Below are 17877 nucleotides of genomic sequence, written 5' to 3' on the forward strand. Positions count from 1 at the left end.
CGGCAGGTTACAGCCGCTGTATGGTCACTGCTCCTGACGATCCCGCATCTCCCGGCTGACCGGCCAACCCCGGCTTCCCTGATTTACCGCCATCGGTGCGGTACACAATGCAGCCTTTGGACTTGCCGCCTGCGCCCGGACGCCCGGCCTCGCCGGGTTTGCCCCCCGCACCGCCATCAACCCGCACACTGATCTGCTCTGCGGGGTAGCTACCCGGCAGTTCAATCCGTACTTTTGCGCCTGCGGCGCCCGGCTGTCCATTACCGCCGTTGTCGCCATCGGCTCCAGGGCCCGCCGCGCCCCAGGTGCAACCCGGGGTTTCGCCATTGCCACCATCAAGCCCGACAAAACCCGGGGCACCCGTACCGCCACGGGCATCGATGGACAGTTGCGGGGCTTGTAGCGACTCAATCCGCAGGGTCAGATCCCGCGCTGGCCGGGCAGGTTTTTCGAACGTCCCCGAGGCTCCACGGGCGTTGATCTGGCTGCCCTCCCCCAGCTCCGCACGGGCCACCCGCAACTCGATGCCTCGCTCGGCCGGCACGATGGTGATACGCGCTTCACGTCCCAAACTCAGCTGATCGATATTGACCCGGGTGACACCGGCCGGAATCAACAAGGTGCCGTAGTCAGCCACATCGAGTTTTTCCAGCTGCAGCACGCTGGCGTTAGCGGGCAAACGCATCAGGGAATTGGCTTGAACCTGCACCACGTCGGCATGGGCCAAAGGGCTGCACAAGGCCGCCAACAGACATAACTTACGCATGACGGGAATCTCGTTCAGAAGAGGTACCAAGGGTGTGCTCATGGAAAATCCCGACCAGCAGAATCAGCAGGCGATCACGCCAGGGATGCGGGCGGCCCCGCAGGCTGCCTTTGAACAGCAGCAGCTCAAGCACGTGGGTCAGCAGCAACAGGCTGGCGACCAGATTAATCAGTACATCGAACGGGTTGATCAAGGGTTCAAACAGATTGATCAGTACCACGCCCCAAAACATCAGCGTCAATACTTTCCCCAGCCCCCAAAACACCTTCATATAGCCGCCTTCGTGTTTTTCTTTGAGGCCACATTAACGGCTTGCAGGAGCACGACGCCAGAGGCCATTACAAATAGTTTCGCCGCTGATTTGACCAGGACGATCAAAGCAGCGGCGACTTCAGGTTCTGGGTGCGCCGCTCTACCCTGAGGCTTGCGGCCAGGCCCAGGGCAGACTCAACGAATGATCTGGATTTCGGTACGCCGATTTTGGGCGCGCCCCTCGGGTGTCTGGTTGCTGGCAACCGGGCTGGACTCGCCTGCGCCGGTCACAGAGGCAAACTGGTTGCGCGGGATGCCGCTGGCAATCAGGTACTCGACCACGGACTGCGCACGTTCTTTGGACAGTTTGAGATTGTAGGCGTCGCTGCCCACGCTGTCGGTGTAGCCCGTGACCTTGAGCTGGGCATTGGCGGCGTCTTTTTTCAGGCGCGCGGCAATGACATTGAGTTTGTCCTTGTCGGCGGCGGTCAATTTGGCGGAGTTGAACTCGAAGTGCACATCACGCACCACGATGGTCTCCTCTTTGACCACCACTGTTTCAACCACAACCACTGCCACTATCGGACAGCCCGCTGCGTCCACTTTCACGCCTTTGGGCGTATCGGGGCACTTGTCGCGGCTATCCGGTACGCCATCACCGTCCGCATCGCCATCACCGTGGACCCAGCAGTAAGCCGCCGCCATACCCGCGCCAAACACCGCACCACCCCCGGCCCAGGCCGAGCTTTTTATTGCACCCAATGCCGCCCCGCCTACACCACCGACGGCGGCACAGGTTGGCCAGTCGGTTTTTTGCAAACCGGCACAGCCCGTCAACACGCTGGTGAGAACAATCAAAGGTACTGCTGTCCTGATGATGCTCATGTGGGATCTCTCCTGAGGGTCGGCATTTGGCAGATGCACAGAAAGTAAAGACCCGGGTTGGGGTATGCGCCAGCGAGGTGATTGCACGGGGCTAGGCCTCGGGGCTCGCGCACGCTAGTCTTGGACGTTCTGATTGAGGACTTTCGATGACGCCCGGTATTTCTACACGTACGCCCCAGCAAGCGCTGGCTGCGCTGCTTGATCGTTATGCGCCGCAACACCTGCTCGTCGTTGGCGCCAGCAGTTTCCCGGCACTGGCCGCCTTTCAGGCCGCACACCCCGAGGCGCTGGTAGCCCTGGCACCTCCCGGAGCGCTGCCGGAGCATCTGGCTGCGCAGCGTTTTGACCTCGCCCTGATCATCGATTGCCTGGAGCACCTGCCCAAGCGCACAGGCCTGGAGCTGCTGGGCGGGATTCGCAACCTCAATGCCAGCCGTATCGCCGTGTTGGCGGACCTGGCAGCCTGCGACTGGAAAGAAACCGACTTTTTTGCTCTGGCCCTGCAAAGCAATGAACGCTTTCAGCGGGATGAGCAGGTACTGACGCTGTTCACTTACGATCTGCGCGAGTACAAACAAGTACCCGACTGGCTCAATGCCAGGTTTTGGGCCAACCCGGAAAACTTTGGCAAGTATTGGTGGTAACCCGATGAGTACATCCATTTGCCCCTGTGGCAGCGGCAACTTGCTGGACGCCTGCTGCGGGCATTATCACGACGGGCACCCGGCCCCAAGCGCCGAAACGCTGATGCGTTCGCGTTACAGCGCCTATGTTCTCGGGCTGATCGAGTATCTGGTGGCAACCACCTTGCCGGTGCAACAGGCCGGGCTCGATCGCCAGTCCATTGCCGCCTGGAGCGCACAAAGCACCTGGCTGGGGCTGGAGGTTGAAAGCAGCGAAGTGTTCGGCGGTCAGCCGGAACATGCATTTGTGACCTTTACTGCACGTTGGCACGACACCAACGGCGAGCACAGTCACCGCGAGCGCTCATCTTTCGTGCAAAGCGCCGGGCGCTGGTACTTCATCGACCCGACCGTACCGCTGAAAGTCGGGCGCAATGATGCCTGCCCATGCTCCAGCGGCCTGAAATTCAAAAAATGCTGTGCCGGTTTTTTCGGCCAACAGGGTTAACCGATACAGATCATCTGGAGTAAGGAATGGATTCTCGGGCTCAAATAACAAAAACAATTGCCCTGGTGATGATCCTGATGCTTGCGGGGTGCAGCTCCTGGTTCGGTTCGACAGACAAAGACCCGGACGTACAACTGGTGAAAGTCGAACTGGTTCAGGCCAAGATGCTGGAGCAGCGTTTCAAGCTGCATTTCAGGGTAGACAACCCCAATGACTCGACGCTCACCGTGCGCGGCCTGAGCTACACCGTGTATCTGGGCACCATAAAGCTGACGGAAGGCGAGCATGAACACTGGTTCAGTGTGGAGCCCAACAGCCACGCGACTTTCGTGATCCCGGTCCGCACCAACCTCTGGCCACACGTGCGCCCACTGGTCAAATTGCTTGAATCACCTGACCGGCCTATCCCCTACCGGTTTGAAGGCATCCTTGAAACCGGCCTGTTCTACGGTTACGACGTGCACCTGACGCGTAAAGGCGAGATAATCCCCGGCGATTTTATTCCAGAGTGATTGAGCAATGACCCAACAACCCCACGTTCATGGCCCCGACTGCAACCACGATCATGATCATGGTCACACCCATGACCACGACAACGGTCATGTCCATGGCCCGCATTGCGGCCATGCACCCCAAGAGCCTGTGCGCAACGAACTGAAAGACGTTGGCCGCAACGACCCTTGCCCGTGCGGCAGCAGCAAAAAATTCAAGAAGTGCCACGGCGCCTGATCCCCAGGGACGCCCTGCACACGCCGCACCTGCCTGGAGCACGTGCGGCGTTTCTGTTTTAGCTTCGTGAAAATCCCCGCAAAGAAGCCTTCCACCGGCTTTCATTCGACGCGCTTTTGGGAGTAAAACTGACATCCCCCAATCAACGACTACCTTTGATGGGTGTCAGTTGCTGCGTGAAATCCCCCTTCTGGAGCCCTTCATGATCGATCTTTATTACTGGACCACTCCCAACGGCCACAAAGTCTCGTTGTTCCTGGAAGAAGCCGGCCTGCCCTACAAGGTCCATCCGATCAATATCGGCAAGAACGAACAGTTCGCGCCCGACTTCCTGAAGATCGCTCCGAACAATCGCATCCCGGCCATTGTCGATCAGGCCCCGGCTGACGGCGGCGAACCGCTGTCGCTGTTCGAGTCGGGCGCCATCTTGCTGTACCTCGCGGAAAAAACCGGGCAATTCCTGCCCAAAGATCTGCGCGGTCGGCAGATGGCCCTGCAATGGTTGTTCTGGCAAATGGGTGGCCTGGGGCCGATGGCCGGGCAAAATCATCACTTCAACCGCTTCGCGCCAGAAAAAATCCCTTATGCGATGAAGCGCTACACCGATGAAACGGCCCGCCTGTATGGCGTATTGAACAAACAGCTGGAAGGCCGGGCGTTTGTCGCCGGGGCTGAATACAGCATCGCCGACATGGCGATCTACCCGTGGATCGTGCCCTACCAATGGCAGGGTCAGGACCTGGATGATTTCCCGGCGTTGAAGCTGTGGTTCCAGCGCATCAAGGCCCGCCCGGCCACAGAGCGTGCCTACGCGCTGGTGGATAAAATCAACCCGCCCAAGTAACCAGATCGGGCGTTGCATCACCGCTGCCACAGGCTGCAACGGGGTGCGAAGCGAACCCGCTGTTTTGAAGGTCCTGCGGTCCTTGTCGCACCCTTCGCCAGCGGCTGCAGCTTTCTCGTCCGGCCCCCCAAGATAGCGCTTGCACGGTGTCATCGGCCTCACTAACGTAGCGGCTTTCGATGACACCACCCCCGCAGGAGCTTTGCCATGGCCTCGCCAGCCCTTACTCATTTTCTACCCCGGTTCGGCGTTGCCGCGGCAGTGGTCAGCCTGCTGGGTCTGACCGGTTGCCAGATTAACAACCACTCGACTGAAAGCCTGGTGCCTGTCTCCGGCGTACTGCCGCTCAAAGGGCTGGCGCAGAACGTATCGGTTCGCCGTAACAGCCAGGGCATGCCGCTGATCGAAAGCAGCAGTTTTCATGACGCCCTGTTCACCCTGGGCTACGTACACGCCGGTGACCGTATCAGCCAGATGGTGCGCCTGCGCTTGCTCGCCCAAGGCCGGATGGCCGAGCTGGACGGTGCCGATGCGCTGGAATCCGACCGGTTGATGCGTACCGTCAATCTGAAAAAAACCGCGGACGAACTCTATAAAAGTGCATCGCCACGCCTTAAAAAGTTTTTCGAAGTGTACGCCCGCGGGGTCAACGCCTACCTGTTCCGCTACCGCGACAAGCTGCCGGCCGATCTGGCCCAGGCCAGCTACAAAATCGAGTACTGGAAACCTGAAGATTCGGCGCTGATTTTCAGCCTGTTGAACTTCGGGATGTCGGTCAATCTGCAAGAAGAGCTTAATTCCCTGGTACTGGCGCAAAAAGTCGGCACCGACAAACTGCCCTGGCTGATGCCGACCTACCCCAACGAAGCCCTGCCCACTGCCGAGGCCGACAAACTCAAAGGCCTGGCCCTGGGCAGTCAGTTGCAAGGTTTGAGCAGTGTGGCCCAGGCCCTGGAGCAGGTGACTCAGCTGAGCTTGCCGGGGGTCACCGCATCGAGTGACTGGGCCATAGGCCCGCAGCGCAGTCGCAACGGCAAAAGCCTGTTGGCCAACGACATCCACCAGCCCATCGGTGTGCCTTCGGCGTGGAGCTACGTGCAGATCCGCGCCCCCAAATACCAGGCTGCGGGGGCTTCAATCGCGGGCTTGCCGACACTCTTTGCCGGGTTCAACGGCAAGGTGGCGTGGGGCATGAGCATGGCCATGGGGGATAACCAGGATGTGTTCCTGGAAAAACTCAAACGCCAAGGCAACAGCCTGTACTACCTGGCTGACGGAAAATGGCTACCAGCGACTGTGCGCAACGAGACGTTCTTCGTCAAAGGTCAGCGCCCCATCCGCGAAGCCATTTACGAAACCCGCCACGGCCCGTTGCTCAACAGCGCGCTGGGCACACCCAATGCCTTGAACAGCAGCCTCGGGCTTGCACTGCAAACCCCGGACCTCAAGGGCGACAAAACCCTTGATGCGTTCTTTGACCTGTCCCGCGCCCAGAACAGCGAAAAAGCCTCGGACGCCAGCCGCGAAATCCGCGCCGTCGCACTGAACTTGCTGTACGCCGATGCCAACCACATTGGCTGGCAAGTGACCGGGCTCTACCCCAACCGCCGTGAAGGCCTGGGATTGTTCCCGTCACCGGGCTGGGACAGCCGCTATGACTGGGAGGGTTACGCCGACCCGATGCTGCATCCCTACGACCAGGACCCGGTCCAGGGCTGGCTGGGCACGGCCAACCAGCGCACCGCCGCCTATGGCTACGGCATGCAACTGTCCAACTCGTGGCTGGCCCCCGAACGCAGCGAGCGCCTTGCACAATTGGCAGGCAGTGGCAAACAGGACGCTCGCAGCATGATTGCAATGCAGTACGACCAGACCACTCTGTTCGCGGCCAAACTTAAAACCATGTTTGCCGCCCCCGGCATGGCGCAGCCGCTCAAGCAGGCGATTGCAGCGTTACCCGTGACAGACCAGGCCAAAGCCCGCGAAGCACTCGGCCGACTGATGGCTTTTGACGGCAAACTCAGCCCCACTTCGGCAGACGCCGCGCTGTATGAGCTGTTTTTGCAAGAAAGCACCCGGCAAATTTTCATCGATGAACTGGGCCCCGAGACCGGCGCCAACTGGAAGGCATTCATTGCCAACAGCAACCTGTCGTACCCGGCTCTGGCAGATCACTTGCTGGGCCGCGAAGACAGCCCCTTCTGGGACGATAACCGCACCCCGCAAAAAGAAGACAAACCGGCCATTCTGGCCCGCAGCCTGGCGAGTGCCATCAGTGCCGGGGACAGCTTGATGGGCGCTGATCGCAAGGCATGGCAATGGGGCAAGCTGCACCACTACCTGTGGCGCAACGCCAGCGGCCAGACGGTTCGCGGGCCGGTCATGGCAGGCGGTGATCACACCACACTCAACACCGCGGCTTACAACGTCGCAGGCTCAAGTTTCGACGTCACCCTGATCCCGGCGATGCGCATGATCGTCGACTTCGGGCAAATCGAACCGATGATGGGGCAAAACAGCACGGGCCAGTCCAGCAACCCGGCCAGCCCGCACTACACCGACGGTATCGACCCCTGGCTGAAGGGCCAGTACATCAGCTTCCCGATGCAGCCACAGAACTTCGACAAAACCTATGGCACCACACGGTTAACGTTGATGCCGGGGAAATAAACGCAAGCGACGCGGTGTGTCTGACTCACCGCGTCGCTGCTCCCGCAGTTTTTTGCCCCCTCCCCCTTTGCCTGTACGCACTGTTTAAGTGCGCCTGTTTTTCCATGCCTTTTTTTAAAGCACTCGCCCCTCTTCTGACCGCATTTATCCCTTTAATTCATTCCCGGTCCCACTGTGGTTCGGAACTTGCTACTTCCCTTGTGTCGTAGCGTTCCAGTAGCAGTCATCACGCGCCACAAGCGCTCATTGGTTTTAGGGATTGAATAATGAAAAAAGCATTTCTTGCCCTCTCTGCACTGACTTTATGCATGGCTGCCGGCGCAGCGCTTGCCAAAGACTATAAGGAGCTGCGTTTCGGTGTTGACCCGTCCTACGCACCGTTTGAGTCCAAGGCGGCCGATGGCAGCCTGGTGGGCTTTGATATCGACTTGGGCAATGCCATCTGCGCCGAATTGAAGGTGAAGTGCAAATGGGTCGAGTCTGACTTTGACGGCACCATTCCAGGGCTTAAAGCCAACAAATTCGACGGTGTGATCTCATCCATGACCGTTACCCCGGCCCGCGAGAAGGTCATCGACTTCTCCAACGAGCTGTTCTCCGGCCCGACCTCGCTGGTGTTCAAAAAAGGCTCGGGGCTGGACGCAAGCCCTGAATCACTGAAAGGCAAGACCGTCGGTTACGAGCAAGGCACCATCCAGGAAGCCTACGCCAAGGCGGTACTGGACAAGGCGGGCGTTAAAACCCAGGCCTACGCCAACCAGGATCAAGTCTATGCCGACCTTATTTCAGGCCGTCTCGACGCCTCGATCCAGGACATGCTGCAAGCCGAACTGGGCTTCCTGAAAACGCCACAAGGCGCTGATTACGAAGTCAGCAAGCCCGTGGACAGCGAATTGCTGCCTTCTAAAACGGCGATCGGTATCAAAAAAGGTAACAAAGAGCTACAGGCCTTGCTGAACAAAGGTATCAAAGCGTTACACGACGATGGCACCTACGCCACGATCCAGAAAAAACACTTCGGCGATCTGAATCTTTACAGCGGCAAATAATGCCTCGGCACCCACGTGCGCGTGGGTGCCTTTTTGACTGCCATAGGTTCGATTGTCATGGTTGAAAACCTTTTACAGAGCCTTGGGCTTTCTGCATTCAGCTTGCAGGGCTTTGGCCCCTTGCTGCTGCAAGGCACCTGGATGACCCTCAAGTTATCGGTATTGTCGCTGGCGGTGAGCGTAGTGCTCGGCCTGCTCGGCGCCAGCGCCAAACTTTCCAGCCTCAAGCTGTTACGCATTCCGGCACAGCTCTACACCACGCTGATTCGCGGCGTCCCCGACCTGGTACTGATGCTGCTGATTTTTTACAGCCTGCAAACCTGGCTGACCAGCCTCACCGATGCGATGGAATGGGAATACATCGAGATCGATCCGTTCAGTGCCGGGGTCATCACCCTGGGTTTTATCTACGGCGCGTATTTCACCGAGACCTTTCGCGGCGCGATCCTCTCGGTGCCCCGTGGTCAAGTCGAAGCGGCGACTGCATATGGTCTCAAGCGCGGGCAGCGGTTCCGCTACGTGGTTTTCCCGCAGATGATGCGCTTCGCCCTGCCGGGCATTGGCAATAACTGGATGGTGATGCTCAAGGCCACGGCGCTGGTGTCCATCATCGGTCTGGCCGACCTGGTCAAGGCCGCTCAGGACGCGGGCAAAAGCACCTATCAGCTGTTCTATTTCCTGGTGATTGCGGCGCTTGTTTACCTGGCCATTACCAGCGTATCCAACTTCGTGTTACGCCGGCTGGAACGCCGCTATGCCGCAGGATCTCGGGAGGCAGTGCGATGATTGAGCTATTGCAGGAGTACTGGCGGCCGTTTCTGTACAGCGACGGCTATCACATCACGGGCCTGGCCATGACTTTGTGGCTGCTGACAGCCTCGCTGGTGATCGGCTTTGTGGTGTCCATCCCGCTGTCTATTGCGCGGGTTTCGCCCAGCCGCTGGGTGCGCTGGCCGATACAGTTTTACACCTACCTGTTTCGCGGCACACCGCTGTATATCCAGTTGCTGATTTGCTACACCGGGATCTACAGCCTCGCCGCCGTCAGATCGCAACCGGTGCTGGATGCGTTCTTTCGCGATGCCATGAACTGTACGATTCTGGCGTTTGCCCTCAACACCTGCGCCTACACCACAGAGATTTTCGCCGGAGCCATCCGCAGCATGGCCCACGGCGAAGTCGAGGCCGCCAAGGCCTATGGCCTCAGTGGCTGGAAACTCTACACCTACGTCATCATGCCCTCGGTGCTGCGGCGCTCATTGCCGTACTACAGCAATGAGGTGATCCTGATGCTGCACTCCACTACCGTGGCGTTTACCGCAACCATTCCAGACGTATTGAAAGTGGCGCGCGACGCCAATTCAGCGACCTTCCTGACGTTTCAGTCATTTGGTATCGCTGCGGTTATTTATCTGTGTGTCACCTTTATTCTGGTTGGATTGTTCCGGCTGGCGGAACGCCGCTGGTTGGCTTTCCTCGGCCCGGCTCACTAGGACGTCTTCATGCAGCGACATCAAATCCACCCTTTACTGGCGCCTGTTCCGGGCACTGAACGGCATATTCACAGCTTTCACTACGGGCCTTCCCGGCCACAGGGCAAAGTCTATATTCAGGCCTCGCTGCACGCGGACGAACTGCCCGGAATGCTGGTCGCCTGGCACCTCAAGCAGCGCCTGGCCGAACTGGAAGATGCCGGCCGGCTGCGCAGCGAAATCGTACTGGTCCCGGTGGCCAATCCGGCGGGGCTGGAACAAGTACTGATGGATATCCCGTTGGGCCGTTACGAGCTGGAAAGCGGGCAAAACTTCAATCGCAACTTCCTGGATCTCAGTACGCAAATCGGCGATGAGCTTGAAGGGCAATTAAACAACGACGCTGCGCACAATCTGCTGCTGATTCGCCGTCATCTGCGCGAAGCACTGGCGGCACAAGTCCCGACGACACAACTGCACTCGCAACGCCTGACCCTGCAAGCGCTGGCATGCGATGCCGATATGGTGCTGGATCTGCATTGCGACTTCGAGGCCGTGGCGCACCTGTACACCACGCCCGAGGCCTGGCCGCAGGTCGAACCGCTGGCCCGCTACCTCGGCGCACAAGCCAGCCTGCTGGCAACAGACTCCGGCGGGTTATCGTTCGATGAGTGCTTCACCCTGCTCTGGTGGCAATTACAGCAACGTTTCGAGCACTGCTTCGCGATCCCGCAGGGCAGTTTTTCCGTGACCGTGGAGTTACGCGGCCAGGGCGATGTCAGCCATGAACATGCCGAGCATGACTGTCAGGCGCTGATTGACTACCTGATCGATTTTGGCGCGATTGAAGGCCAATCCAGGCCTTTCCCGCCTCTACCCTACCCCGCAACACCCTTGGCCGGTGTCGAGCCTGTGGCGACGCCTGTCGGCGGGTTGCTGGTATTTTGCGCCAAGCCGGGTGACTACCTCGACGCCGGCCAGTTGATCGCACAGATCATTGACCCCATCAGCGACCGGCTCACACCGGTTCACTGCACCAACGCCGGCTTGCTCTACGCCCGCTCGCTGCGGCGCATGGCCACTGCCGGCATGGTGATCGCCCATGTTGCAGGCCAAAACGCTTATCGCAGCGGCTATCTTCTTTCTCCTTGAGGTCAGCATGTACAAACTCACCGTCGAAGGACTGCACAAAAGCTATGGCGACAATGAAGTACTCAAAGGCGTTTCGCTCAAGGCCAAAAGCGGGGATGTGATTTGCCTGATAGGCGCCAGTGGCTCGGGCAAAAGCACCTTCTTGCGCTGCATCAACTTCCTCGAAACACCGAACGACGGTGCCATGACCCTTGATGGCCAGGTCATTCGCATGATCAGCGACAAGCACGGCATGCGGGTCGCCGATGATGACGAGTTGCAACGGCTGCGCACCCGCCTGGCCATGGTGTTCCAGCACTTCAATCTGTGGAGCCACATGACGGTGCTGGAGAACATCACCCTGGCGCCGCGCCGCGTGCTGGGGGTCAGCAAAAAAGACGCCGAGGAGCGCGCTCGCCGCTACCTGGACAAGGTCGGCCTGCCCGCCCGCGTGGCCGATCAGTATCCGGCCTTTCTCTCGGGGGGCCAGCAACAGCGTGTCGCCATTGCCAGGGCACTGGCGATGGAGCCGCAAATCATGCTGTTCGACGAACCCACTTCAGCGCTCGACCCGGAGCTGGTGGGCGAGGTGTTGCGAGTCATTCAGGGCCTGGCCGAGGAAGGTCGCACCATGATCATGGTGACCCACGAAATGAGCTTCGCGCGCAAAGTGTCGAGCCAGGTGATGTTTCTTCATCAGGGTCTGGTCGAAGAGCAAGGCCCCCCCGCGGATGTGCTGGACAACCCGAAAAGCGAGCGCTTGCGCCAGTTTTTGAGCGGGAACTTGAAATAAGGGTCACTACAGATCAGGCCGTCGGGGCAGGCGGCGGTTCGTCAGGCAGGGTCGGCACGCCCGGTTCGGGCTCGATCGGCTGGGGGGTATCAGGGTCGGGCTGGCCAGGGATGCCACCGGCATGCAACTGGGGATAAGCGAGCAGAGACCACGCCAGCAGCCCTACCTGATTGGGCTCAAGGCTTGCCAGCTGGGCGCGGATACTCGGATCGATCTTCATAAGGCACTCCTGAGCGATGCTCCGGCTCGCAGGATGCGTAACCGGAATACACTCAATAGAGTGCGTGATCGCCCAAGAATTCCCTCTGTTCGTCAGGTACGTGGCAAGGTCACGCCACGTTGGCCCTGATACTTGCCGCCACGATCCTTGTACGACACTTCGCACTCTTCATCCGACTCGAAGAACAGCATTTGCGCCACGCCTTCGTTGGCGTAGATCTTGGCCGGCAATGTCGTGGTGTTGGAGAACTCCAGGGTGACGTGGCCTTCCCACTCAGGCTCTAGCGGCGTCACGTTAACGATGATGCCGCAGCGTGCGTAGGTGCTTTTACCCAGGCAGATGGTCAGCACGTTGCGCGGAATACGGAAGTATTCAACGGTGCGCGCCAGTGCGAAGGAGTTGGGCGGAATGATGCAGACGTCGCTGATGACATCAACAAAGCTGCCCGCGTCGAAATTCTTCGGATCAACGGTCGCCGAGTTGATATTGGTGAACACTTTGAATTCATTTGCGCAACGAACGTCGTAGCCATAGCTCGATACGCCGTAGGAAATCAGACGGTTCTCACCCTCTTCACGCACCTGACGCTCGACGAAAGGTTCGATCATGCCGTGCTCTTGCGCCATGCGGCGAATCCACTTGTCTGGTTTGATGCTCATGGCGGGTGTCCTGAATAGCGAGGTAGAAAATTCTGTCGGGCATCTTACCGCCCCCTAGGGCCCGGTTCAAAAGTCTGGGGCAAAAATATCGAAAATAGCCTTAGATGCAGTAAATACAGGGTGTAAGGGCAACCGTCAGTCACGTTTTTATAGAAACCTTCGCAAAGACCCTTTGCACGTTCTGAAAAAAGCGTTAAGGTGGCGCCACTGTGTTGCTTGTGTCACTGAGAATCTCTACACGATATGTTGAATTTCGATCCAACCATCTCCAAGAATTTTTCCTGCTCTTTGCACTCAGTCTCGGCCAGGGCTTTTCCTGCGTCGCAGTTATCTTTGTTCAAGGAGTTACACCATGTCTAATCGCCAAACTGGTACCGTTAAGTGGTTCAACGATGAAAAAGGCTTCGGCTTCATCACTCCACAATCCGGTGACGACCTGTTTGTTCACTTCAAAGCAATCCAATCCGACGGCTTCAAAAGCCTGAAAGAAGGCCAACAGGTTTCTTTCATCGCTACCCGCGGTCAGAAAGGCATGCAAGCTGAGGAAGTTCAAGTTATCTAACTTGTGCTGATCCAGTAAAAAACCCCGCCCTTAAAAGCGGGGTTTTTTTATGCCTGCAATAAAATCGCCACAGGTGTGAACCATTCAAAACCTGCGGGAGCGGGTTTGCCCGCAATAGCATCACTGCGGCCACCCCCTCAAGCTTTACACCTGCCGCATAATCAGTCGTCGCTGGTAGTGATCGTCGGCATTGCCTGTGAAGCAGCTTCATGCTGAACAATCCGCGCACCTACCTGGCGGGCCAGTTCCTGATAGATCAGTGCAATCGGGCTATCAGGGTCAGCAACCGCTGTTGGTTTGCCGTTATCGGCCTGCTCACGAATCTCCATCGACAATGGCAGCGAGGCAAGCACCTCAACCCCGTATTGGGTAGCCAGCTTCTCGCCACCGCCCTCGCCGAACAGATGCTCTGCATGACCACAGTTTGAGCAAATGTGTACGGCCATGTTTTCCACCACGCCCAGCACCGGAATGTTCACCTTGCGGAACATCTCGACACCCTTGCGCGCATCCAGCAAAGCCAGATCCTGTGGGGTGGTGACGATTACCGAACCGGTCACCGGGACTTTTTGCGCCAGGGTCAGCTGGATATCACCCGTACCCGGCGGCATGTCGATGACCAGATAATCGAGGTCGTTCCAGGCGGTTTGCGTCACCAACTGCAGCAACGCACCCGACACCATCGGACCACGCCAGACCATCGGTGTGTTGTCGTCGGTCAGAAATGCCATCGACATTACTTCAACGCCATGGGCCTCAATCGGCACAAACCACTTCTGATCACGAATCTTTGGCCGGGTACCCTCAGGGATACCGAACATCACGCCCTGACTCGGACCATAGATATCCGCATCCAGAATCCCCACCCGCGCCCCTTCACGGGCCAGCGCCAGTGCCAGATTGGCGGCGGTGGTGGATTTACCGACACCGCCCTTGCCTGAGGCCACGGCCACAATGTTTTTCACATTGGCCAGACCCGGGATTTGCGCCTGCGCCTTGTGCGCCGCAATCACGCAACTGATTTCAACCTTGGCCGAGGCAACCCCATCCATATTCTCGATGGCCATTTGCAGTATTTGCGCCCAGCCGCTCTTGAACAGACCGGCGGCATAACCCAACTCAAGCTGGACACTGACGCGATCGCCCTGAATTTCAATGTTGCGAATGCATCCGGCACTGACCGGATCCTGATTCAAATAAGGGTCGGTGTATTGGCGAAGGACGGCCTCCACCGCTGCGCGATTGACTGCGCTCATGGGCAACTCCCGTAAAGACTGAGTGAAACAGGCCGCTATCGTACCTGTAATAAACCATCGGCAGCAGGCTTTTGCAGCGCTCAAAAACAGCCTAAACGATCAGATACACCGCCACGGGGTGAAATATATTGCTCGGCGCTTTATAGTGGCCGACCACCGTCTCATCAAGTAGCCGAGCCCCATGTCCGAGCCACGCAAGATCCTCGTCACCAGCGCCCTGCCCTATGCCAATGGTTCAATTCACCTTGGCCATATGCTTGAGTACATCCAGACCGATATGTGGGTGCGTTTCCAGAAACTTCGCGGCAATCAGTGCACTTATGTCTGTGCAGACGACGCCCACGGCTCGGCCATCATGCTGCGCGCCGAAAAAGAAGGCATCACCCCCGAGCAACTGATCGCCAACGTCCAGGCTGAACACAGCGCCGACTTTGCCGAGTTTCTCGTAGACTTCGACAACTTCCATTCGACCCACGCCGAAGAAAACCGTGAGCTGTCGAGTGCGATCTACATCAAGTTGCGCGAAGCCGGGCATATCGCTACCCGCTCGATCACCCAGTACTTCGACCCGGAAAAGAAAATGTTCCTGGCCGACCGCTTCATCAAGGGCACCTGCCCTAAATGCGGCACGGATGATCAATACGGCGACAACTGCGAAAAATGCGGCGCCACCTATGCGCCAACCGACCTGAAAAATCCAAAGTCGGCGATCTCGGGTGCCACTCCGGTACTCAAGGACTCCGAGCACTTCTTCTTCAAGCTGCCCGACTTCGACGCCATGCTCAAAAGCTGGACCCGTAGCGGCGCCCTGCAAGATGCCGTGGCCAACAAGATCGCCGAATGGCTGGATGCTGGCCTGCAACAGTGGGATATCTCCCGCGATGCACCGTATTTCGGCTTCGAGATCCCGGATGCACCCGGCAAGTACTTCTACGTATGGCTGGATGCACCAATCGGCTACATGGCCAGCTTCAAGAACCTCTGCGCACGCCGTCCGGAACTGGACTTCGATGCGTACTGGGCCAAGGATTCCACCGCCGAGCTGTATCACTTCATCGGCAAGGACATCGTGAACTTCCACGCCCTGTTCTGGCCAGCCATGCTCGAAGGTGCCGGCTATCGCAAGCCGACCGCCATCAATGTGCACGGCTACCTGACCGTCAACGGCCAGAAAATGTCCAAATCCCGCGGCACCTTTATCAAGGCCCGCACCTACCTGGACCATCTGTCGCCGGAATACCTGCGCTATTACTACGCTTCCAAGCTGGGGCGCGGCGTCGATGACCTGGACCTGAACCTGGAAGACTTCGTACAGAAGGTCAACTCGGATCTGGTCGGCAAAGTGGTGAACATTGCCAGCCGTTGTGCCGGTTTCATTCACAAGGGTAACGCCGGTGTCATGGTCGAGGGCAATGCTGCTCCCGAGCTGACCGATGCATTCCTTGCTGCAGCACCGAGCATTGCCGAAGCTTATGAAGCCCGTGACTTTGCTCGCGCCATGCGTGAAATCATGGCCCTGGCCGACCGCGCCAACGCCTGGATCGCTGAAAAAGCGCCTTGGGCAATGGCCAAGGTCGAAGGCAAGCAGGATGAAGTCCAGGCCGTCTGCGCCCTGGGGATCAACCTGTTCCGCCAGCTGATCATCTTCCTCAAGCCGGTACTGCCACAGCTCGCAGCCGATGCCGAGGCCTTCTTGAACGTCGAGCCTTTGACCTGGAACGATTACAACGTCTTGCTGGCCAACCATCAGTTGAATGCATTCAAACCATTGATGACCCGTATTGACCCGGTCAAGGTCCAGGCCATGAGCGACGCATCCAAAGAAGACCTGGCTGCCAGCCAGACCGACACCGGTTCCGCTGCCCCACAAGGCAACGGTGAGCTGGTCAAGGAGCCGCTGGCTGCAGAAATCGACTTTGATGCCTTCGCCGCTGTGGACTTGCGCGTCGCGCTGATCCTCAAGGCCGAAGCCGTTGAAGGTGCGGACAAGCTGCTGCGCCTGACGCTGGATATTGGCGATGAGCAACGCAACGTGTTCTCGGGCATCAAGAGCGCTTATCCGAACCCGTCCGACCTTGAAGGTCGCCTGACCATGATGATTGCCAACCTGAAGCCGCGTAAAATGCGCTTCGGCATATCTGAAGGGATGGTGATGGCTGCCGGCCCTGGCGGTGAAGAAATTTACCTGCTGAGCCCGGATAGCGGTGCTAAACCTGGTCAACGCATCAAGTAATAGCGCCCCCTCTTAACCGCTAACGGCCCACAAGCCGTTAGCGGTTGTCATTCTGCTGCCCTGCTTGCCTTGTCGGATAATCAGCCCTGCTCGCTTGACCGCACCGATCATGACTGACCTGATACTGATATTTGATAGCCACACCCCCAATTCTTCACCTGCGCATGATGAGTGCCGCCCGGGTGCGCCCCGCCGTCGCTGGACTGATCACACCATGAGCCTGATTCAACGTATTGATGCTTTATTGCCGCAAACCCAATGCGGAAAATGCGGCCACCCGGGCTGCAAACCCTATGCGCAAGGTATTGCCCAAGGCGAGGCCATCAACAAGTGCCCACCCGGAGGGCATGAAACCATTGCAGCACTCGCCACCCTGCTCAGCATTCCAGTACTGGAACTGGATACCGGACGAGGTGCCGCGCCACCCCAGGTAGCCTATATTCGCGAAGCCGAATGTATCGGTTGCACCAAATGCATTCAGGCCTGCCCGATTGATGCCATTCTCGGCGCGGCCAAGCTCATGCACACCGTCATTGTCGACGAATGCACCGGCTGCGACCTCTGCATAGCTCCCTGCCCGGTGGACTGCATTGAAATGCGACCTTTGCCTGCAAATGTAATCCCGATTGTCGGCGACCTCGCTCACGAAGCAGAGCAGTACAACGCCCGCAGCCAAAAACGAGACCACGCCCGCAGACGTTATGAGCGGCGTGACGAGCGCCTGCACCGCGAAGAGCAACACAGGCTCGCAGAACGCCTGGCACGCGCCCAACGGCCATCTGCAGGCGCCGACAGCGGCATGCACCCAGGGAGCCTGGCAGCAGAACCATTCAGCCCTAACGATGCAACGCTTAAAAAAGCCAAGGTCGAGCTCGCCATGGCCCGCGCCCAATTGAACAAATCGCTCAAGGCATTTGGCCATCCTCCAACTGCACCGCAGCAATTCCAGCTCGTGGCCCTGCAGCAGCAGTTTGAGTCAGCTGAACAAACACTGGCCCAACTGGAGGCTGGCCCCAAGGCTGCTGTTGCCGAGCCCGCTGCAAACAACGCAGAACTCAAACGCGCAAAAATCCAACTGGCCATGCGGCGCGCCGAGCTTAAAAAGGCGCAAACCCAGGAACAGTCCAGCGCGCAACTGACGCTTTTAACTGAAGCTGTTACCCAGGCGCAAATAACACTCAACGCGTTGAGCCCATCCAAGGTCTGATAGGTTCTTTCACCACAA

General features: G+C 58.4%; 20 protein-coding genes. 14 read left to right on the forward strand and 6 right to left on the reverse strand.

The genetic code is table 11. The features are described from left to right. Positions 1-7: 7 nt before the first annotated feature. The 3 genes from ACZRMS_RS09075 to ACZRMS_RS09085 form a co-directional block, all read right to left on the reverse strand. Entirely contained in the window at positions 8-766 is a 759-nt protein-coding gene (locus tag ACZRMS_RS09075; protein ID WP_463995042.1) for a collagen-like protein, read from the reverse strand. Further along, positions 759-1037: a DUF1145 domain-containing protein gene (locus ACZRMS_RS09080; RefSeq protein WP_463995043.1), complete on the reverse strand. Its 279-nt coding sequence runs from the start codon at positions 1035-1037 to the stop codon at positions 759-761. The genes ACZRMS_RS09075 and ACZRMS_RS09080 overlap by 8 nt, the downstream gene beginning before the upstream one ends. A 176-nt stretch (positions 1038-1213) precedes the next feature. Then, positions 1214-1903: a PA1041 family peptidoglycan-binding anchor lipoprotein gene (locus tag ACZRMS_RS09085; RefSeq protein ID WP_463995044.1), complete on the reverse strand. Its 690-nt coding sequence runs from the start codon at positions 1901-1903 to the stop codon at positions 1214-1216. Between the two features lie 146 nt (positions 1904-2049). Between ACZRMS_RS09085 and ACZRMS_RS09090 the strand changes: the two genes are divergently transcribed. From ACZRMS_RS09090 to ACZRMS_RS09140, 11 genes are all read left to right on the forward strand, one after another. Continuing rightward, positions 2050-2547: a DUF6231 family protein gene (locus ACZRMS_RS09090; protein WP_463995045.1), complete on the forward strand. Its 498-nt coding sequence runs from the start codon at positions 2050-2052 to the stop codon at positions 2545-2547. A gap of 4 nt (positions 2548-2551) precedes the next feature. Continuing rightward, on the forward strand, positions 2552-3034 hold the full coding sequence (locus ACZRMS_RS09095) for a YchJ family protein (protein WP_463995046.1): 483 nt from the start codon (positions 2552-2554) through the stop codon (positions 3032-3034). A 26-nt stretch (positions 3035-3060) separates the two neighbouring features. Next, the gene (locus tag ACZRMS_RS09100; RefSeq protein WP_463995047.1) at positions 3061-3546 is read left to right on the forward strand and encodes an LEA/WHy family protein; all 486 of its coding nucleotides are present in this window, start codon (positions 3061-3063) and stop codon (positions 3544-3546) included. A 7-nt stretch (positions 3547-3553) separates the two neighbouring features. Beyond that, complete coding sequence (locus ACZRMS_RS09105) at positions 3554-3763, forward strand: SEC-C metal-binding domain-containing protein (RefSeq protein WP_019823514.1); 210 nt, start codon at positions 3554-3556, stop codon at positions 3761-3763. 202 nt (positions 3764-3965) lie between these two features. Next, on the forward strand, positions 3966-4607 hold the full coding sequence (locus tag ACZRMS_RS09110; protein WP_463995048.1) for a glutathione S-transferase N-terminal domain-containing protein: 642 nt from the start codon (positions 3966-3968) through the stop codon (positions 4605-4607). A 207-nt stretch (positions 4608-4814) separates the two neighbouring features. Continuing rightward, entirely contained in the window at positions 4815-7277 is a 2463-nt protein-coding gene (locus ACZRMS_RS09115) for a penicillin acylase family protein (protein ID WP_463995049.1), read from the forward strand. A 266-nt stretch (positions 7278-7543) separates the two neighbouring features. Next, the gene (locus tag ACZRMS_RS09120) at positions 7544-8326 is read left to right on the forward strand and encodes a transporter substrate-binding domain-containing protein (protein WP_463995050.1); all 783 of its coding nucleotides are present in this window, start codon (positions 7544-7546) and stop codon (positions 8324-8326) included. A 57-nt stretch (positions 8327-8383) separates the two neighbouring features. Continuing rightward, on the forward strand, positions 8384-9112 hold the full coding sequence (locus ACZRMS_RS09125; protein WP_463995051.1) for an ABC transporter permease: 729 nt from the start codon (positions 8384-8386) through the stop codon (positions 9110-9112). Continuing rightward, complete coding sequence (locus ACZRMS_RS09130) at positions 9109-9819, forward strand: ABC transporter permease (protein ID WP_463995052.1); 711 nt, start codon at positions 9109-9111, stop codon at positions 9817-9819. The genes ACZRMS_RS09125 and ACZRMS_RS09130 overlap by 4 nt, the downstream gene beginning before the upstream one ends. A gap of 9 nt (positions 9820-9828) precedes the next feature. Continuing rightward, positions 9829-10950 carry a succinylglutamate desuccinylase/aspartoacylase family protein gene (locus tag ACZRMS_RS09135; protein ID WP_463995053.1) on the forward strand — a complete coding sequence of 374 codons (1122 nt, stop codon included), beginning with the start codon at positions 9829-9831 and terminating at the stop codon, positions 10948-10950. A gap of 7 nt (positions 10951-10957) precedes the next feature. After that, positions 10958-11722, forward strand: coding sequence for an ABC transporter ATP-binding protein (locus tag ACZRMS_RS09140; protein ID WP_463995054.1), 765 nt, complete (start codon positions 10958-10960; stop codon positions 11720-11722). Positions 11723-11735: 13 nt separating this feature from the next. Here the strand turns inward: ACZRMS_RS09140 and ACZRMS_RS09145 are convergent, their stop codons facing one another. Further along, positions 11736-11942 (reverse strand): hypothetical protein, encoded by a 207-nt coding sequence (locus ACZRMS_RS09145; RefSeq protein ID WP_048359019.1) that lies wholly within the window; start codon positions 11940-11942, stop codon positions 11736-11738. Between the two features lie 92 nt (positions 11943-12034). Further along, a complete protein-coding gene (dcd, locus tag ACZRMS_RS09150) occupies positions 12035-12601 on the reverse strand; it encodes a dCTP deaminase (protein ID WP_048359020.1) in 567 nt (188 codons plus the stop codon). Positions 12602-12953: 352 nt separating this feature from the next. On the opposite strand from dcd, the gene ACZRMS_RS09155 reads away from it, so the two are divergent. Further along, positions 12954-13163, forward strand: coding sequence for a cold-shock protein (locus ACZRMS_RS09155; protein ID WP_002554837.1), 210 nt, complete (start codon positions 12954-12956; stop codon positions 13161-13163). A 161-nt stretch (positions 13164-13324) separates the two neighbouring features. Here ACZRMS_RS09155 and apbC read toward each other — a convergent pair whose 3' ends face one another. Next, positions 13325-14419, reverse strand: coding sequence for an iron-sulfur cluster carrier protein ApbC (gene apbC, locus ACZRMS_RS09160; protein ID WP_463995055.1), 1095 nt, complete (start codon positions 14417-14419; stop codon positions 13325-13327). 181 nt (positions 14420-14600) lie between these two features. Here apbC and metG point away from each other — a divergent pair, with 181 nt between their 5' ends. Together metG and rsxB are read left to right on the forward strand one after the other, a co-directional pair. Next, the gene (gene metG, locus ACZRMS_RS09165; protein ID WP_463995056.1) at positions 14601-16652 is read left to right on the forward strand and encodes a methionine--tRNA ligase; all 2052 of its coding nucleotides are present in this window, start codon (positions 14601-14603) and stop codon (positions 16650-16652) included. 214 nt (positions 16653-16866) lie between these two features. Next, entirely contained in the window at positions 16867-17859 is a 993-nt protein-coding gene (rsxB, locus tag ACZRMS_RS09170; protein ID WP_463995057.1) for an electron transport complex subunit RsxB, read from the forward strand. Positions 17860-17877: the final 18 nt, after the last annotated feature.

The organism is Pseudomonas sp. B424, assembly GCF_055408345.1.

What these genes read in the sequence shown, in the direction of transcription:
- ACZRMS_RS09095 (WP_463995046.1), top strand. Translation starts at nt 2,552, where the DNA reads ATGAGTACATCCATTTGCCCCTGTGGCAGCGGCAACTTGCTGGACGCC.
- ACZRMS_RS09135 (WP_463995053.1), top strand. Translation starts at nt 9,829, where the DNA reads ATGCAGCGACATCAAATCCACCCTTTACTGGCGCCTGTTCCGGGCACT.
- ACZRMS_RS09155 (WP_002554837.1), top strand. Translation starts at nt 12,954, where the DNA reads ATGTCTAATCGCCAAACTGGTACCGTTAAGTGGTTCAACGATGAAAAA.
- ACZRMS_RS09115 (WP_463995049.1), top strand. Translation starts at nt 4,815, where the DNA reads ATGGCCTCGCCAGCCCTTACTCATTTTCTACCCCGGTTCGGCGTTGCC.
- ACZRMS_RS09145 (WP_048359019.1), bottom strand. Translation starts at nt 11,942, where the DNA reads ATGAAGATCGATCCGAGTATCCGCGCCCAGCTGGCAAGCCTTGAGCCC.
- apbC (WP_463995055.1), bottom strand. Translation starts at nt 14,419, where the DNA reads ATGAGCGCAGTCAATCGCGCAGCGGTGGAGGCCGTCCTTCGCCAATAC.
- ACZRMS_RS09120 (WP_463995050.1), top strand. Translation starts at nt 7,544, where the DNA reads ATGAAAAAAGCATTTCTTGCCCTCTCTGCACTGACTTTATGCATGGCT.
- ACZRMS_RS09080 (WP_463995043.1), bottom strand. Translation starts at nt 1,037, where the DNA reads ATGAAGGTGTTTTGGGGGCTGGGGAAAGTATTGACGCTGATGTTTTGG.
- ACZRMS_RS09140 (WP_463995054.1), top strand. Translation starts at nt 10,958, where the DNA reads ATGTACAAACTCACCGTCGAAGGACTGCACAAAAGCTATGGCGACAAT.
- metG (WP_463995056.1), top strand. Translation starts at nt 14,601, where the DNA reads ATGTCCGAGCCACGCAAGATCCTCGTCACCAGCGCCCTGCCCTATGCC.
- ACZRMS_RS09075 (WP_463995042.1), bottom strand. Translation starts at nt 766, where the DNA reads ATGCGTAAGTTATGTCTGTTGGCGGCCTTGTGCAGCCCTTTGGCCCAT.
- dcd (WP_048359020.1), bottom strand. Translation starts at nt 12,601, where the DNA reads ATGAGCATCAAACCAGACAAGTGGATTCGCCGCATGGCGCAAGAGCAC.
- ACZRMS_RS09105 (WP_019823514.1), top strand. Translation starts at nt 3,554, where the DNA reads ATGACCCAACAACCCCACGTTCATGGCCCCGACTGCAACCACGATCAT.
- ACZRMS_RS09110 (WP_463995048.1), top strand. Translation starts at nt 3,966, where the DNA reads ATGATCGATCTTTATTACTGGACCACTCCCAACGGCCACAAAGTCTCG.
- ACZRMS_RS09090 (WP_463995045.1), top strand. Translation starts at nt 2,050, where the DNA reads ATGACGCCCGGTATTTCTACACGTACGCCCCAGCAAGCGCTGGCTGCG.
- ACZRMS_RS09085 (WP_463995044.1), bottom strand. Translation starts at nt 1,903, where the DNA reads ATGAGCATCATCAGGACAGCAGTACCTTTGATTGTTCTCACCAGCGTG.
- ACZRMS_RS09125 (WP_463995051.1), top strand. Translation starts at nt 8,384, where the DNA reads ATGGTTGAAAACCTTTTACAGAGCCTTGGGCTTTCTGCATTCAGCTTG.
- rsxB (WP_463995057.1), top strand. Translation starts at nt 16,867, where the DNA reads ATGAGCCTGATTCAACGTATTGATGCTTTATTGCCGCAAACCCAATGC.
- ACZRMS_RS09130 (WP_463995052.1), top strand. Translation starts at nt 9,109, where the DNA reads ATGATTGAGCTATTGCAGGAGTACTGGCGGCCGTTTCTGTACAGCGAC.
- ACZRMS_RS09100 (WP_463995047.1), top strand. Translation starts at nt 3,061, where the DNA reads ATGGATTCTCGGGCTCAAATAACAAAAACAATTGCCCTGGTGATGATC.